The organism is Devosia sp. (assembly GCF_048261455.1).
Lineage (GTDB): Bacteria > Pseudomonadota > Alphaproteobacteria > Rhizobiales > Devosiaceae > Devosia_A.
Genome location: NZ_JBLXGA010000002.1, coordinates 247,686 through 263,820 on the forward strand (window position 1 = coordinate 247,686; position 16,135 = coordinate 263,820).

The window sequence follows — 16,135 nt, forward strand, 5'->3', positions numbered from 1 at the left end:
CCTCATAAGCTCAGCCCCGCTCAAACAGGGTCAGTCGGCGGCCATGCGCCGGCGAAGCCGAGCCGGCGGCTCACGTGTTCACTGGCGTCCCACAGCATTTCCGCCAGTGGCCACACCGCATCGCCGGGCTGTTTGACCGAAGGTCCGGTGACACTGAGGGCGCCCGCCGAAAGGCCGGAGCTGTCGAGGATCGGTACGGCGATGCAGTAGACCCCCATCACCACTTCCTGGTCGTCGATGGAATAAAAGCGGCTGCGAATCCGGGCGATCTCGGCACGCAGCTTTTCCGGGTCGGTGATCGTGTGTTCGGTGAGCCTGGGCAGCGGCGATGCATAGACCGCCTCGCGCCGATCCTCGGCCATGAAGGCGAGCATGGCCTTGCCCGCCCCTCCGCAGTTGAGCGCCCCGCGCGAGCCGATGCGCATGTCGAGCTGCATGCGTTCATTGCCCCGCACCTTGTCGAGGCAGACGCCCATCTGGCCGCTGAGGGCATTGATGTTCACCGTCTCGCCCGTCGCCTCGGCGATCTTTTCGGCGAAGGGCCGACACAAGCGCGGCAGGTCGATCCGTTCGAGCTGCATGCCGGTGATTTCCAGCAGCCGGAACGACAGTTCCCACTCGCCATCCGGTGTGCGGCCGGCCACGCCGGCCTCAGCGAGATCCTGCAGGATACGGTGCATCGAGCCGAGCGGCAGTTGCAGCTGGCTGGCGACCGCGCGCACGCCCAGTGGACCCTTGCGGGCCAGCAGTTCCATGGCCTGAACAGATCGGATCACACTGGACATGCGGCGTCGGTCTCGCGGGTTACCAGTGGGTCTTCTTGTTGGTCGCCACCGGGTCAATCAGGTTGTCGTCGATATAGTCCCAGGCGATCTCGTACCCCATGCCCGGGCCCTTGGGCAGGTGCACATAGCCTCCGGCATCGATCTTATCGACAGTATTGTGCAAATAGGGGTGCGGCTTGTCGTAATCGACGCCCGGGGCCAGCAGCCCCTTCTCGTAATACTCCGAGGTGTCCTCGGACGTCGCGCCACAGACCTGCAGATTGCCCCAGCCGGCCATATGCATTTCACAACGCAAACCATAGGCTTCGGCGACGATGGCGGTCTTGCGGGCACCGGTTATGCCGCCGCGCACGACATCAATACGGCTCATGTCGCCCGCGCCACGCAGGATCCACTCGGCACGACTGAACACGCCGCCAGCGATGATTTCCGGCGACAGGATCGGGATGCTCAGTTCACGGCAGAGACGCACGTAGCTCTCTGTGCGGTATTCCGGCATCGGGTGCTCGTACCAGTAAAAGTCCGCCTTCTCGAGTTCGCGTCCGACCTTGATCGCCTCCTCGAGCGACATGTAGGTGCCCCAGGGGTCGTACATCAGGACATAGTCGGGACCGACGGCCTCGCGCACGAGATGGATGGTTTCGATATCGGCCTTGATGTTGGAGGGCCGGCCCGGCGTCGGGGTGCCGGTATCGGGGTTCCAGAAGTAGTGCGGGTGGATCTTGTAGGCGATATAGCCCTCGTTCTTGCAGGCCAGGGCGTGGTCAGCATAGACCTGCGGCTTGCCAATATTGGGGTAGGTCGAGGCATAGGCCTTCACCTTGTCCCTGGCGCCACCCATGAGCTTGTAGACCGGCAGATTGGCGTAGCGCCCTGCAAGATCCCACAACGCATTATCGATGACGCTGGCAATGTTTTCCTGGACGTTGGCAACCCAGAGCCACTTCCAGATCATCTCGCGATCAAGTGGGTCCTGTCCGACCAGCAGATCCTTGATGTTCCACAGGATCGCCTGCTGATCGACGACGTTGAGACCCTCGTTGTCGCCATGCGCGCCACCGCCGAAATAATGACCCGTGACGCCCTCGTCAGTGTGGATGGTGACCACGGTCTGCATCAGCTTGGTGTCGGGCATGGGCCGGGCGTGGCCAGTGTCCCAGCGGTCGGCGTGGGTCTTGAACGTCTTGATGGTAATGTCTGAGATCTTCACGGAAGGGCTCCCGCCTTAGAGGTGATGGGTCTTATTCGAAGGCGTCGCCGCCGCGCAGCCGGTCGAGCAGCACCGCAGCCAGCAGCAACAACCCGACGATGATATCGACGAAATACGGGCTGATCGCCTTGAGGTCGAGAATGTTGCTGACTCCGGCCACCGCCAGCAGGCCGAGTGCGCCGCCTATCGGATTGCCGACGCCACCGCGCAGGATCGAATAGCCGCCTATCATCAGCGCGGCATAAACCTCGAACTCCAGACCGAAACCGGTCGCCCGTGCGGCCGAGCCGAGCTGCGCCGCATAGATGATCCCGCCGAGCCCGGCCCCGAAGGCCGACAGCAACAGCGCGCCGGTGCGCACTTTCCACACGCTGATGCCGGCGCGGGACGCCGCCTTGTCGTCGCCGCCCACGGCCTGCACGTGCCGGCCGAGCTGCGTCTTGGTGACGATGAATGCGGCGACCAGTGCCATGCCGATGGCAATGAGGAACAGCGCGGGCAATCCGAGGAAGGTGGTGCCAACGAGGTTGAACATATCGATATTGAAGGCGAAGATTGCGCCTTCCTGTCCCACCAGCACCCACGAGATGCCACGCAAGGCCACGAGGCTGCCCAGCGTCGCGGCGATAGGTTGGGCCCCGAAGCCAACGATGGCGAGCGCGTTGATGCCGCCGAAGACGAGGCAGATGGCGAGCGTCACCGCCGCCGAACTCGCCGGATCCCAGCCCGCTGCGATGAAAGTGGCGAACAGTGCCGAGCCCAGACCCACCATCGACCCGATGGACAGATCGACCACGCCCGACAGCAGCGCGACGCTCGCGAAGGTGCCGACGACCAGCGGTACGATGACGAAGGTGCCAAGGATCGAGACATTGGAAAAGCTCAGGAACTTGGGGCCAACCCAGAACCAGCCCACAGCCACCACGATGATGAAGGTCAGACTGATCGAGGCCACCGAGCCAGTGAGGCGCGCGCGCCACTCCTCGCTCATGCCCTTGCGACCGGATTCATGTCCGGTACTCGTTGCAGTCACATCGCTCATGGCGTCCCCCTGCGTGCGCGCCAGCCGTCGATGGCGACCGCGATAACCAGGATGAAGCCCTGGAAGATCGATTGCGTGTCGGAGCTCAGCCCGAAGAACACCAGCGCCGTCGGGATCGTCGACAGAAATCCGACGCTCAGCAGCAGCATCCAGAACTGACCACGGCCACCCGACAGCGAGATTCCTGCCAGGATCACCCCGGCGATGATGTTGAGCTGGATGGTGTTGGCGGAGCCAGCATTGAACGGGCCCGCCGTCGCCGCAAACAGCACCGCTGCGAAACCGACGAAGCCACCTGAAATGGCGAAGGTCAGAAACCTGGTGCGCAGCAGCGAGATACCCCGCGCCCGCGCCGCGTCGCGGCTACCACCAACGGCAATCATGCGGCGGCCGTAGCGGGTCCGTGGCACGAGGAAACCAATTAGAAGAACCAGCCCCAGCATCGGCCAGAAGATCGCCGGAAGGCCCAGGAAGCTGGCGCGACCGAAGTAATAGACGTCGCTGCCGATAGGCACCTCGGCCAGCTGGAAAACCAGGAACAGCGCTGCCAGCCCGATGAAATTGGTGGCGAGCGTCACAATGACCGGATTGAGTTTGGCGAAGACGATGATCGCCGCATTCATTGCCCCCCACGCCATGCCGCTCAGCACCGCGCCGACAATCAGGACCGGCAGCGGCATGCCCGCCTCTGCGAGCCGCACCGTGACGAGACTCGCCGCGATGAGATTGGCTGGCTGGCTCAGATCGATGAACCCGCCTGACATTGCCACCAGCCCCTGCCCGATGGCCAGCACGCCGACGACCGCCATGGTGAAACTCACCGCCAAGAGTGTCTGGTGAGAGATGAAGTCGGGTCGATAAAGCGCGGTCGCGATGATCAGCCCGATCCACGCGGCAGCGAGCAGCAGAGCGGTGCCCCATTTGCCGAGATTGAGGCCGAATGGCGCGCGGGCTGTCGAGCCTGTCGTCGTCGCTGAACTCGTGGACATGAAAGCGTGGTCCGAAAAGGTAAGAGCGCCTGGTGAAGGAGCGAAGAGGAAGTAGGCGCGCGGTCACGCCCACTCATTCACCCCTCACCCGGGAGAAGGTGGCCAGCATCAGAGTGCCGGCCACCGATCAGACGAGGCTACGGCTCAGTTCGGGCAGAACAGGTCGTATTCGGTGGTGCCGGCCGGAGCTTCCAGCAGCTGCGCGACGCGTTCGGCCATATCCGGCACTTCGGCAGCCTGCTCGGCCGTCACCGGGCAGGGCTGCACCAGCGAGGCCGGGTCACCTGCGTCGGCCTTCAGCGGCACGTCTTCGCCCTCGGCGATCGGCTTGATCACGTCGCGGATGGCGTAAACGGCATAGCCTTCGAGAAAGTAGAACACCGAGCCCTTGAGGTGCGGATTGACATTGTCGCCGGTGATGAAGGCGCCGTCCTGGCCCCAGCCCATCACTTCTTCGGCGCGACCAAGCTGCTCGGCCGCATTGATCAGCGACAGCACGCCACCGTCATTGAGGCCGACAACAGCCATCTTCTTGGCATCCGGATGGGCCGCGAGCAGGTCGCGTGCAGCCGGCAGACCGATCGCCGCGTCACCCTGGCTTTCGAAGCTGACGAACTTTTCTTCCGGAATGTCCGGGCAGATGTTCTTGAGGCCCGTGCGCATGCCGCCGGTGCGCCATTCGTTGACGATGCCGGCAGCCGCGCCTTCGGCGGAGATGACGAGATCCGGATTACAGTCCCACTCATCCTTGATCAGCTGGCCGAGGCCTTCGCCACCGGCGATGCCGGCACCAAGGTTGTCGATGCCAACAAAATACATGCCGGGGTCAGCAATGTCGTAGGTAACGACCGGGATACCAGCCTGCTTCATCACGGCCGAGATGGCCGGGTTGGACGAGGGCTGGCCGTTGAACTGGATGACGGCGTCGACGCCTTCCTGCACGAAGATCTGGGCGTTCTTCAGAGCGATCGCCGGATCGTTGTTGTTCGAGAGCTCGACATAGTCCCAGCCCTCCTTCTCGGCGAGGGCACGGGCGACGTCGCCCTGGGCCTTCATCCATTCGCAGCAGGTGTTGCCACCCACGGCCATGCCGAGCTTGAAGTTATCGTCCTGCGCCGCGGCGGTTCCGACCAGGCCGAGTGCGGCAGGTGCGGACATCGCCAGGACGGCCAATGCACGTGAGGTTGTACGCATGTCAGGGTCTCCTCCCAAAAAGCTGCGTTATCGTTCGACGCCTCTTCGGCGTGGGTTCAGGCCGCGTTCTGTTGGGCGCGGGCCTCGGGCGAGTCGCCCGGAATGGAGCCGGTGATCAGCCCCACGATTTCGTTGACTTCGGTGTCCGCCACGGTGCGTGTGGCAATCGAGCGCCCAAGGCGCATGACCGTGATCCGGTCGGCGATGCTCATCAGCTGTTGCATGTTGTGGCTGACGACGATGACCGAGACGTCGTGCTTGCGCAGATCGCGGATGACCTCGAGCACCTGACCGGTCTCGCGCACGCCCAGCGCCGCCGTCGGCTCGTCGAGAATGACGATGCGGCGGCCCCACAGCAGCGACCGCGCGATGGCGAGACACTGGCGCTGGCCACCGGACATGCCTTTCACCGATACGTTGATCGAGGGTACCTTGACCTGCAGCTGGTCCAGCACCTCGCGCGCCCGGGTCTTCATCTTTCTGTCGTCGACCAGCCCGAAGAACTTCGCCACCGGGTTGCTCGAAACCTCTTCGCGGCCAAGATAGACGTTCTGATAGGCTGACATCGTGTCGACCAGTGCCAAGTCCTGGTAGACCGTCTCGATCCCCGCATCCATCGCGTCCTGGGCACCTTTCAGCACCACCGGCTTGTTGTCGATGATGATCTCGCCGCTGGTCGGCGCGACGATGCCGGACAGGATTTTCAGCAGCGTCGACTTACCCGCGCCATTGTCGCCGACCAGCCCCAGCACTTCGCGCGGTCGCAACTGGACCGACGCGTCGGCCAGTGCCACCACGGCACCATAGTGGCGGGAAATGTTGCGCGCTTCGAGAACAGGCGCATTGGCATCACTGGGCATGGGTCCCCCTTCAACGCTTATCGTTCCGTATCTGGAACGTGCGTTTCATATTGGGTACACGTTAATCGGGCCGCTTGGCGCGTGTCAACGGGGACGGTTCAGATCAGCTCGTTAGATGACGGTAACGGCGAAGGGACGCAGTATTGCTACAGCGGCGCGTAGCACAGCCTGTACGAAGGGGGACGGTTGGCTCAGCGGCGCGGAGCAAGCTTGTCCGCCAGTCGCTCAAGCACCTGCGCAGGCGCGTGTTCGATAATCGAACCGTGCGAAACCACCAGCGTCGAGAGCCCGGGAATGCCGCCCAGTCGCGAAACTGCTGCGCCACAAGGCGGGTATCTTGCACGGCGCGGCTCTTGAACGCTCGCGGCACCTGCGGGCGCGCTCCGGCGAAGCCCATCAGTGTCAGCACCAATTTCATCATGCCCCGTGCATCGCGCACATTGCCGATCAGATCGTTCACGATCAGCGTCGCCCCGGAGGAATGATGTACGACCAGCGCCGACTCGCCCTTCGTGCCGGGAACCGACACGAAGCGTATGCTGTCGTCGCCGAATTCTCCGCTGGTATCGTCGACCGGCACGATTTCGGCGACGGCACTACGCGCACCTTCCGGTGCGATCACGCGCATTTCGGGATAGCGGCTCTTCCACTGCGCCGCATCCTGTCGATGGAAGGCATTCGGCACGACGAGGAATTTCGGCGGGCCCAACGCCGCGATCTCGACCATCGCGCCCTCATCGACAGCGATCGCGCTGAAGACCACCAGATCCCCCGAGGTAAGCCGCGCGAGACTCATGCGGCGCGGCAGCGGCCCGGGCGGCATCTGGATCGTGCCGTCAACCACCCACAGGTTCTCCGCCAACGCGCGCAGGGCACCGGTCGTCGCCATTCTCAGCTCTCCTCTTTGGTCCGAATGAACACCAAAGCCGTTGCTGTCAAAACACTTGCGCCGGAAGCGTCACCGAATCCTCGTTCGGTGACTCGCAAGAGCCGCTCAGAGCAATGGAGCTGCGGGAGCACTCGCGGACGCGCCAAAAACCCAAGCCGCCGGCCGATCAGCCGGGCAGGCGATAATATTTGCGGGCGTTGTCGCGGAACAGCCCTGCCCGCTCTGTCTCAGAGAAAGCCCGCGTCACCACGTCGAAAGCCTGCCACACCGAGACGAAATCTCTGTGCAGCTTGTCGACCGGGAAGTTCGAGGCGAACATCGCCCGCTCCGTCCCAAACGCTTCGAGGCTCTCGAACACCAGCGGCCGGATGCTGTCGATGGTCCAGTGATTGTCCAGCATTGCAAGCCCGCTGATCTTGGCGACGATGTTGGGCTGCGCCGCCAACGTCCGCATCCCGGCCTTCCAATGCTGCCAGCCCGTGAGGTCGCGATCGGCCCACATACCGGCGTGGTTGAGGATGATCAGCGTATCGGGCGCCGCGGCCGCCAGCTGCGCCGCCTGCTCCATCTGGTGCGGATAGAGCTGCAGATCGAAACTCAGCCCGCGCCGCCCCAGCTCGCGCAGACCCTCGAGAAACTGCGGCTCGGCCATTAGGTCGCGCGTCACATAGCTGCGCTTGGGATCGGGGTGCATGTTCACCACCTGGCGGATGCCGCGAAAGATCGCGTGTTCCTGATGCCGATCGAGCAGATCCGGGAAATCGGTCGCCGTCAGATCGCCATTGCCGACGATCACCAGCGGCAGCGGGTTGGCGTCCGCGACATTTTGCAGCGTCTCGGTTTCCTTGATCGGGTCAGTCGGAAACGCCTCGACATGCACTGCCCCGACAATCTCGAACGCGTCCCGCCCCTCTTCGAGATATTCCTCGATCATATAGCTCCGGCAGATCGCCGCATTAGCCCCGCCCGGCCCAGGCGTCTCAAAGTGCGGATAAATCCGCGTCCACAAATCCCACAGGTGAATGTGCGGATCGACGATCTTGATCATTTGGTCCTCCCCGGCGCGGCACGAGCCTGCGCCTATTGTCTCTTGTCGTTTGTACCCGCCTATTCGGGCCAGCGGTCATCCGGCCGCCAGAAGCCGAGCTTCGGCGTGTCCCACTCGTCGGTTGGCAGGAACATCGTCCCCGGCGTGCGCAGATTGGCTTCAATGGCCTCGAGGTTCAGGTCGACACCCAGCCCCGGCCCTTCCGGCACGGTCACATAGCCGTCGGCCATGTAGTCGGGTTCGAGCCCAGTAACGAGGCTCTCCCAGAACGGCAGATCCAGCCCGTGATGCTCGCAGGCAAGGAAGCTGGAGATTGCCGCTGCGGTATGGATATTGGCCATGAAGCCGATGGGCGAGCCGGCGCAATGCAGCGCCGTCGGAATGCCCTGATCCTCGGCATCGTCGGAAATGCGTTTGGTTTCCATCAGGCCGCCAGAGGTCAAGAGGTCCGGGTGCACGATGTCGACGGCGCGGGAATTAATCGCCTCACGAAACCCCTCGCGCAGGTACCAGTCCTCGCCGGCGGCGATGGGGGTCAGCAGCGCGTCTGCCACATGCTTGTGGCCAGGGATGTCGAAGCGCGACACCGGATCTTCCATCCAGGCCAGGTCGAAGGGCTCAAGCGCCTGGCCGAGCCGGATCACCTCGTCGGCCGTCAGGTAGCCCTCGCCGAAATGGTCGACGCAAAGCTGCACCTCGCTGCCGACAGCCTTGCGCACTTCGGATACGACATGGGCAGCCCGCTCGATCGTTGCGTCGGTCAGCTTGACGCCGCGCCCGGCCATCGGCGCCTTGAACCAGCGCCCGAAGGCGAAATCCACTTCATGCGGCGCATCATGACCGACGAGAGGGCTATCTCCGGTCTCGAACAGCGAGGGTCTGAGATCAAACTTGATCCAGGTGAGCCCCCGGTCCCGCCGCCCCTTAACGGCGGCGACGAAATCGTCAGGTGTTGGGTCGTCCGGCGTCGGTGTATCGCCATACAGCCGGATCCTGTCGCGATACTTGCCGCCCAGCAGTTGATAGCAGGGCACGCCATAGATCTTGCCGATCAGGTCCATCAGCGCGATCTCGATGCCCGAGGCACCGCCGCCTTCACGTCCCCAATTGCCGAAGCGCTTGATGGCGCGGAAAATCATGTCCACGTTGCAGGGGTTCTGGCCGATCAGCGCCGATTTGAACTGCAGTGCGTTGCCGGCGTGGCCCGCATCGCGCACTTCACCCAGCCCGTAAATGCCCTGGTTGGTGTCGATCCTGAGGATCGGATAGTCATAGTTCGCGGCCACGACCGCGAGCCGCATGTCGGTGATGCGCAGCGCCGACGGGCGCGAGTTGGTGTTGACGGCATCCTCGGCACGGCCGATCTGCTGGTCGATATCGCTCAATTGGTTCCCCCTCGCAGCAGGGTCGAGCTGTTGCCGCCCCGCCTGTCGTTTGATTGTCGGCGCCGCTTTTTCAGGGCCGGGGCGCGTAGTCCGGCAGCATGAACTCGGTGAGATCGTCGAGAATGGCAGCGATCTCGGCGCGCGCCATTTCGTCGAGCGGCCGATAGCCGGACTGGCGCACGACCGTCCCGTTGATCACACCGCGGCGCTTCAGCACCTCTTTCATCAGCGGCATGCCGTAGGTCGCCTCGAGATCGAGCAGCGGCAGGATCCGCTGGAAGATGTGACGCGCCCGCGCCTCGTCGCCCGCCTCCCAGGCGTTCCACAACGCGACATGCACATCGGCAATCTCGCAGGCCGGCATCGTGCCGGAAACGCCGTGGCGCAGTTCCTCCATCAGCGTCTTGCCGGCGCGTCCGCCCATCACCCCTTCCAGTTTGGCGCCGGACAGCCGGAAGATGTCGCCGACGGTCTGTGCCGGATAGCCCGACTCCTCCTTGACGAACCGCGCGGTCGGGATCTCCTCGACCAGCTGCGCGAGCAGTTCGGCACTCATCGTGCTCGCACCCTGCCCACTGACATTCTGCAGAACCAGCGGCAAGTCCGTCGCTGCCGCTATGGCAGCATAATAGGCCCGGATGTCGGTGACGCTGGATGGATGCAGCGTCGGGGGCAACGCCATCACTGCATCGGCGCCGATGGCGTCGGCGTGGCGCGCAAACTCGCGGGCTAGCCGGTGATGTGGCGCCGACACTGCGACGATCGCCGGCACCTTGTCTTTGGCCGCACTGACGACGATCTCGGCCGTCCGCCGCCGTTCGGCCTCGCTCAGATAGCCGCCCTCGCTTGCCAGCGCATTGGTCACCACACCATGCACGCCTGCCGCGAGGCAGAATGCCATGGTGCGTTCGAGCCCCGCCTCGTCCAGCGCGAAATCATCGGTGAAAGGGGTGGGCACGATAACGAAAATGCCGCGAAAGCGCGCGCGATCCATGCGATTGGGCCTGAGCTGATGGTGTCCTCAGCTCATTCTAGCGCGGTGCACCGCGCCGCACCTACACGACCATCGTCGGAGAGCGAACGCGTGCTGACCCTTCCCTTCAGGCGTTCCGGCCGCCCGGCGAAACGAGGTCGGACTCGATATAGCCGACCAGCAGCTTCGCGAGCGCCAGCAGCGAGGCAATGTGGGTGCGTTCCCAGCCGTGCGAACTGTCGAGCGAAAAACACACGAGCCCAACGCGGATGTCCCAGCCGGCTTCGACGGCGGCGGCGCTGTCGGACCGGTAGTGGCGGAAGGTGTCGCGTACGTGCGGAATGTCGTGTTGCTGGGCGATCGCCAGCATCTGGCGGGTCAGCGACTCGTCGAACGGACCCTGCCGGTCGCGCATGGCGATGGTCACCGCATCGTCACGCGATGCCTGATTGGGCGCCGTCACGGCATTGTCGACGGCGAGCAGTTCCTCGACTTCGGACCCGAAGCCGTGCGTGCCACCGATGCCGATCTCCTCGGCGATGGTGAACATGGCCTGGAACGGCACTGCGGGCGTCACCTTGCCTTCGGCGATCGCCTTGAGCACCGCCAGCAGAGTGGCGCAGCCGGCCTTGTCGTCGAGGTGGCGCGAGACGATGAACCCGTCCACCACTTCGGGCTGCGCATCCACCGCAACCATATCGCCGACGTTGAAGCCGGCAGCGACCAGCGCATCGCGATCCGGCAGCACGGCATCGATGCGGATTTCCAGATTGTCCCAGTCGGCAGGCTGGGTATCGACCTCGGTGTTGAAGCGATGGCCGGAGGCCTTGAGCGGCAGGATGGTGCCGCGGTGCTCAGCAGTATCGGAGAAAATGGTGACGCGGGCACCTTCGGCAAAGCGCGCGGCCCAGGTGCCGGTGTTGCGCAGCGCCAGACGACCATTCGGTTTCAGCTCGGTCACCATGGCGCCGAGCGTATCGAGATGTGCGGCCATTGCCCGGCGCGGCGCACCCGCGCCGACCTCGACGAAAAGCACACCGCGGCGGGTATAGCGCGGAGTGTAGCCCAGCTCGCGCAGCCAGCCTTCGACGCGTTCGGTGGCGCGCCCGGTCATGCCGACGGGGCTCGGGGTCTTCACCAGTTCGATGAGGCGTGCCAGCAGATAGTCGCGATCGATCATGCGCTGCGCCGTTTTCTGGCGCGCGCCGGCTCGGCGTCCTCGGTAAGAAACCGGTCCATCAGCTTGGCCTGCAGATCCAGCATGTGCTGTTCGGCCTCGGCCATGTGTTCGGTCAGTATTTTCGCGGCAGCGGCGGGGTCGCGACGGCGCATCGCGGCGATCAGAGCGCGCTGGTGCCGGATGCCGCTGGCGCGCAACACCGGCTCGGGCTGCAGATAGATGTCCTGCGCGATGGTCAGATCCTTCAGCAGACGCTGCAGGAAGCGGCAGGTGAAGGCGAGGATCGGATTGTCGGAATATTCGGCGACGACGCTATGAAAATCGAGTTCGGCCATGCGCTGGTTCCAGCGCTCTGTGGCACTTTCCGGCTCATGGTCATAAACGCTGATGATGGCTTCGAGCCGCTTCAGGCCGGCCTCGTCGATCTGCGGCGTGGCACTGGCCGCCACCTGCGGCTCGAGCACTTTTCGCATCTCGTAGATATTGGCGATCGACAGGTTCTTGGCGAAGAGGAAATTGGAGAGCAGGCTCATCGCCCGGCCCTCCGACATACGCTCGATGAAGGCGCCGCCGCCCGGGCCGGTGCGCACCGAGATCAGCCCCTGCACTTCCAGCGCCTTCAAGGCCTCACGCACAGTGCCCTTGCCCGCGGCAAACTGCACGATCAGCTCGCGCTCCTGCGGCAGCCGGTCGCCGGGGCCGAGACCGTGTTCGACAATCATGCGCTTGATGGCGTCAACGATTTCATCGGTCCGCTTGCGGCGCGGCTTGTTGGCCGCGACGGTCGGATCGACGGGGTCCAGTTCGCTCATGTGGCGCTTTCCGATGCAGTCAGCCGCGGTGCGCTGGCGATCAGCGCCCGGGTATACTCATGTTGCGGGCTGGCAAAGAGCTGGGCCGCTGGGCCGCTCTCCACCACGTCCCCCAGATACATGACCGCGACCCGATCGGAAATCGATTCGACCACCGCCAGGTCGTGACTGATGAACAGATAGCTGAGCCCGAGGTCGTCGCGCAGCTGCTGCAACAGCAGCAGCACCTGGGCCTGCACCGACACATCCAGCGCGCTCACCGGCTCATCGAGCACGAGGATGCGGGCCTCTGCAGCCAGCGCCCGGGCGATGGCGATACGCTGTGCCTGGCCGCCCGAAAACTCATGCGGATACCGCTCCAGCGTATTGGTCGGCATGTGGACGGCCGCGACCAGTTCCCGCTTGCGCGCCTCGCGCTTGGCGCTGTCATAGCCGCAGAGCAATCGCAGCGGCACGTCGAGGATGTCGCCGATGGTCTTGCGCGGATTGAGCGAGGCCACCGGATCCTGAAAGACATACTGGATGTTGCGGCCGAACGCGCGCGAGCCGGTTGCCGCCAGTTCGGCCCAGGGTTTGCCATCGATCACCATGGTGCCCGAGGTCGGCTGTTCGAGCCCGACCAACATGCGGGCCAGCGTCGATTTGCCCGAGCCGCTTTCGCCGACAATGCCGAGCGTTTCGCCGCGGTTCAGCTCGAGCGACACGCCTTTCACCGCCTGAACGGTGCTGGCCGCACGGCCAAAAAGCGTGCGGCCGCCGCCGAAAGTCTTCACCAGATCGCGGATTTCGACTGCGACATCGCTCATCAGCTTGCCTCCGAGAACAGGGGCCGGACCCGATCGAGGAAGGCATTGCCTTCTCCCAGTTCGGGTACGCAGGCGATCAGCCGCTTGGTGTAATCGTGCTGCGGGTCGCGCAGCACAGCGCCGGTTTCGCCCTGTTCGACGATCTCGCCGTTCTTCATCACCGCAACCCGGTCGCAGACCTGCGCAACCACCCCGAAGTCGTGGGTGATCAGCAGCAGCGCCAGCCCGCGATCGCGCCTCAGATCCTGCAGCAATTCGAGGATTCGGGCCTGAACCGTCACGTCGAGTGCCGTGGTCGGCTCGTCGGCGATGATGATGTCGGGATCATTGGCGAGCGCCATCGCGATGCCGATGCGCTGCCGCTGCCCGCCCGAGAGTTCATGCGGATAGGCTTTGGCGCGTGACGCCGCATCGCGGATGCCGACGGTTTCCATCAGTTCGATCGCCCGCTGCATGGCGTCGCCCTTGCCGGTGCGATTGTGCGAGAGGATGGCCTCGGCGATCTGCTCGGCGACCGGAAACAGCGGATGCAGCGTCGTCAGCGGGTCCTGGAACACATAGGCGACGCGTGCGCCCCGCAAGGCGATCAGTTCCTGCTCGCGCAGGGCCAGCACGTCCTGGCCATCGATATAGACACCGCCACCGGTGATAACGCCCGGCGGCGAGGCAACGAGCCCCATGATGGAGAGCGCCGTAACGGACTTGCCGGAACCGCTTTCGCCGATCAGGCCCAGACATTCGCCCTTGCCGAGCGAGAAGCTGATGTCCCGCACGGCAGAGGTGACGTGGCTGCCATCGTCGAAGCCGGTCGACAGGCTATCGACCACCAGCGCCGGTGCGTCTTCAAGAGTCGGCGGCGGCGCGGACTTGCGGTCGATCTTGGTCACCGGCATCGGCCGGTCCAGCGCGCCCGAGCGCAGCCGCGGGTCGAGCACGTCGCGAATTCCGTCGCCAAGCAGGTTGATGCTCATCACAAGGACGAAGATCATGATGCCAGGAATGATCGAGGCATGCGGCGCGGTGAACAGCTGCGCCCGGGCCTGCCCCAGCATCGAGCCGAGATCGGAGGTCGGCGGCTGGGCACCCAGACCGAGGAAGGAGAGGCCGGCGGTTTCGAGGATCATCCAGCCGACGGTCGTCGACATGGTGATGACGATTACCGGCAAGACGTTCGGCAGCACTTCGGTGAACAGGATCGCCGGGTGGCTCTTGCCCGACAGCCGTGCGGCATCGACGAATTCGCGATTGCGGATCGAGATGGTGACGCCACGAATGTTTCGGGCAAAAAAGGGCACGTTGACGATGGCGATGGCGTAGAGCGCGTTCAGCAGGCCCGGCCCGAGCGCCGCGACGATGGCAATGGCGAGCAGGATATAGGGAAAGGCCATCAGCATATCGACAAAGCGCATCAGGATGCTGTCGGTGGCGCCGCGGGCGTACCCAGCGACGAGGCCGATGAGCGAGCCGAACAGTGCCGCAAGGGCGGTGGCGCTTACGCCAACCACCAGCGAGATCTGCGTGCCCCAGATGAGACGCGAGAGGATGTCGCGACCCAGGTGATCGGTGCCGAGCAGGTGCCCGTCGCTCAGCGGGCGCAGCAGGCGGTTCGGCTGGTCCGTGATATTGGGATCCGGCAGTGGCAGGAGCGGCGCCAGAATGGCGACGATGACGATGAAGCCGAAGATGAACAGGCCCGCCGCAGCGAGGCGATTGGCCATCAGCAACTGCCAGTTGGACCGCCGCTTGCCTTCGGTCGGCGCAGTGACTGCGAGATCGGTCATGACTTGAGCCTCGGATCCAGCATGGCCTGAGCGACGTCCGCCATCAGGTTGACGAGCACATAGACGGTCGCGGCCACCAGCACGCCGCCCTGCACCAGCAGCAGATCGCGGGTGGAGACGGCCTTGACCAGCATCTGGCCGAGGCCCGGCCACTGGAACACGGTTTCGATATAGACGGCGCCACCGAGAACGAAGCCGGCCTGGATGCCGAGCACCGGGATGACCGAGACCAGCGCGGCGCGGAACGCGTGGCGGTAGATCACCACATTCTCGCTCAGGCCCTTGGCACGGGCGGTGCGGATGAAATCCTGCCGCAGCACTTCGAGCATGGCGGCGCGCGTCAACCGCGCGACGACGCCGGTGGCGACGATCGCGAGGGTCGTGGCGGGCAGGATCAGGTGGCGCAGCAGATCCAGCAGATCCCCGCCGCCATAGACCGCATACATGCCGGAGGCCGGCAACAGCCGCCATTCGACGGCGAAGAACAGGATGAACACCAGCCCGAGGAAGAAGGCCGGCATGGAAATGCCGATCAAGACAAAGAAGGTGACGATACGGTCGGTCCAGCCGAACTGGCGCACCGCCGATGCGATGCCGGCCAGAATGCCGAGGACCGAACAGATGAGCAGCGAGGCCCCCGCAAGGATCAACGTCGCACCGAAGCGCTCCAGCACCTCGTCGATCACCGGGCGATTGAGGATGTAGGAGCGGCCGAACTCGCCCTGCAGCAGATTGCCGATCCAGATGAAATATTGCTCGGGCCAGGAGCGGTCGAGCCCCAGCGCGCGGTTAATGCGCGCAACATTCTCGGGCGTCGCATAGGAGCCGAGCAGCGCCTGTGCGGGGTCGCCGGGGATCAGCTTCATCACCAGAAAGACGATGATCGAGAGCCCCAGGATCACCGGAATGGCAGCCAGCAGGCGTTTGCCGATATAGGCAGTCATCTGTCACCCCACCCTTGGTCCGTGCCCCCTCAGGGCGGGACGTCGATGAAATCTTGACGCAATGCGCCGTACTCGCCTGAGGCGAGGTCAGGAGTGGGCGCGGCAACCTGCGCCCACTCCCGTTTCAGCGGCCTACTGCTTGGTCACGTCGCGCAGCACGAGGCTGAAGTCCGGCTGCAGTTCGAAATCACCGACGGCGCTGGTGATCACGGCATTCTGCTTCCAGTTGGCGACATA

General features: G+C 64.3%; 15 protein-coding genes. All 15 read right to left on the reverse strand.

Annotated features, from left to right (window positions below; translation table 11 throughout):
* Positions 1-20: 20 nt before the first annotated feature.
* The 15 genes from ACN0TK_RS03230 to ACN0TK_RS03300 all read right to left on the reverse strand — a co-directional run bounded on the left by ACN0TK_RS03230 (position 21) and on the right by ACN0TK_RS03300 (position 15,898).
* Entirely contained in the window at positions 21-785 is a 765-nt protein-coding gene (locus ACN0TK_RS03230; protein ID WP_417308000.1) for an IclR family transcriptional regulator, read from the reverse strand.
* Between the two features lie 19 nt (positions 786-804).
* Positions 805-1,995 (reverse strand): enolase C-terminal domain-like protein, encoded by a 1,191-nt coding sequence (locus ACN0TK_RS03235; protein ID WP_417308001.1) that lies wholly within the window; start codon positions 1,993-1,995, stop codon positions 805-807.
* Positions 1,996-2,026: 31 nt separating this feature from the next.
* Entirely contained in the window at positions 2,027-3,037 is a 1,011-nt protein-coding gene (locus ACN0TK_RS03240; RefSeq protein ID WP_417308002.1) for an ABC transporter permease, read from the reverse strand.
* A complete protein-coding gene (locus tag ACN0TK_RS03245) occupies positions 3,034-4,026 on the reverse strand; it encodes an ABC transporter permease (protein WP_417308003.1) in 993 nt (330 codons plus the stop codon). Before ACN0TK_RS03245 ends, ACN0TK_RS03240 begins: the two co-directional genes overlap by 4 nt.
* A gap of 144 nt (positions 4,027-4,170) precedes the next feature.
* Positions 4,171-5,220 carry a sugar ABC transporter substrate-binding protein gene (locus ACN0TK_RS03250; RefSeq protein ID WP_417308004.1) on the reverse strand — a complete coding sequence of 350 codons (1,050 nt, stop codon included), beginning with the start codon at positions 5,218-5,220 and terminating at the stop codon, positions 4,171-4,173.
* A 56-nt stretch (positions 5,221-5,276) separates the two neighbouring features.
* Positions 5,277-6,080, reverse strand: coding sequence for an ATP-binding cassette domain-containing protein (locus ACN0TK_RS03255; protein WP_417308005.1), 804 nt, complete (start codon positions 6,078-6,080; stop codon positions 5,277-5,279).
* A gap of 103 nt (positions 6,081-6,183) precedes the next feature.
* Positions 6,184-6,969, reverse strand: coding sequence for a hypothetical protein (locus tag ACN0TK_RS03260; protein WP_417308006.1), 786 nt, complete (start codon positions 6,967-6,969; stop codon positions 6,184-6,186).
* Positions 6,970-7,135: 166 nt separating this feature from the next.
* Entirely contained in the window at positions 7,136-8,017 is an 882-nt protein-coding gene (locus tag ACN0TK_RS03265; RefSeq protein ID WP_417308007.1) for an amidohydrolase family protein, read from the reverse strand.
* 59 nt (positions 8,018-8,076) lie between these two features.
* Positions 8,077-9,402 carry a mandelate racemase/muconate lactonizing enzyme family protein gene (locus ACN0TK_RS03270; RefSeq protein WP_417308008.1) on the reverse strand — a complete coding sequence of 442 codons (1,326 nt, stop codon included), beginning with the start codon at positions 9,400-9,402 and terminating at the stop codon, positions 8,077-8,079.
* A 70-nt stretch (positions 9,403-9,472) separates the two neighbouring features.
* Positions 9,473-10,396, reverse strand: coding sequence for a dihydrodipicolinate synthase family protein (locus tag ACN0TK_RS03275; RefSeq protein WP_417308009.1), 924 nt, complete (start codon positions 10,394-10,396; stop codon positions 9,473-9,475).
* A gap of 106 nt (positions 10,397-10,502) precedes the next feature.
* Entirely contained in the window at positions 10,503-11,555 is a 1,053-nt protein-coding gene (locus ACN0TK_RS03280; RefSeq protein WP_417308010.1) for an osmoprotectant NAGGN system M42 family peptidase, read from the reverse strand.
* Positions 11,552-12,367: a FadR/GntR family transcriptional regulator gene (locus ACN0TK_RS03285; protein WP_417308011.1), complete on the reverse strand. Its 816-nt coding sequence runs from the start codon at positions 12,365-12,367 to the stop codon at positions 11,552-11,554. Before ACN0TK_RS03285 ends, ACN0TK_RS03280 begins: the two co-directional genes overlap by 4 nt.
* The gene (locus ACN0TK_RS03290) at positions 12,364-13,173 is read right to left on the reverse strand and encodes an ATP-binding cassette domain-containing protein (protein ID WP_417308012.1); all 810 of its coding nucleotides are present in this window, start codon (positions 13,171-13,173) and stop codon (positions 12,364-12,366) included. The genes ACN0TK_RS03285 and ACN0TK_RS03290 overlap by 4 nt, the downstream gene beginning before the upstream one ends.
* Positions 13,173-14,954 carry a dipeptide/oligopeptide/nickel ABC transporter permease/ATP-binding protein gene (locus ACN0TK_RS03295; RefSeq protein WP_417308013.1) on the reverse strand — a complete coding sequence of 594 codons (1,782 nt, stop codon included), beginning with the start codon at positions 14,952-14,954 and terminating at the stop codon, positions 13,173-13,175. Before ACN0TK_RS03295 ends, ACN0TK_RS03290 begins: the two co-directional genes overlap by 1 nt.
* A complete protein-coding gene (locus ACN0TK_RS03300; protein WP_417308014.1) occupies positions 14,951-15,898 on the reverse strand; it encodes an ABC transporter permease in 948 nt (315 codons plus the stop codon). Before ACN0TK_RS03300 ends, ACN0TK_RS03295 begins: the two co-directional genes overlap by 4 nt.
* Between the last annotated feature and the right edge of the window lie 237 nt (positions 15,899-16,135).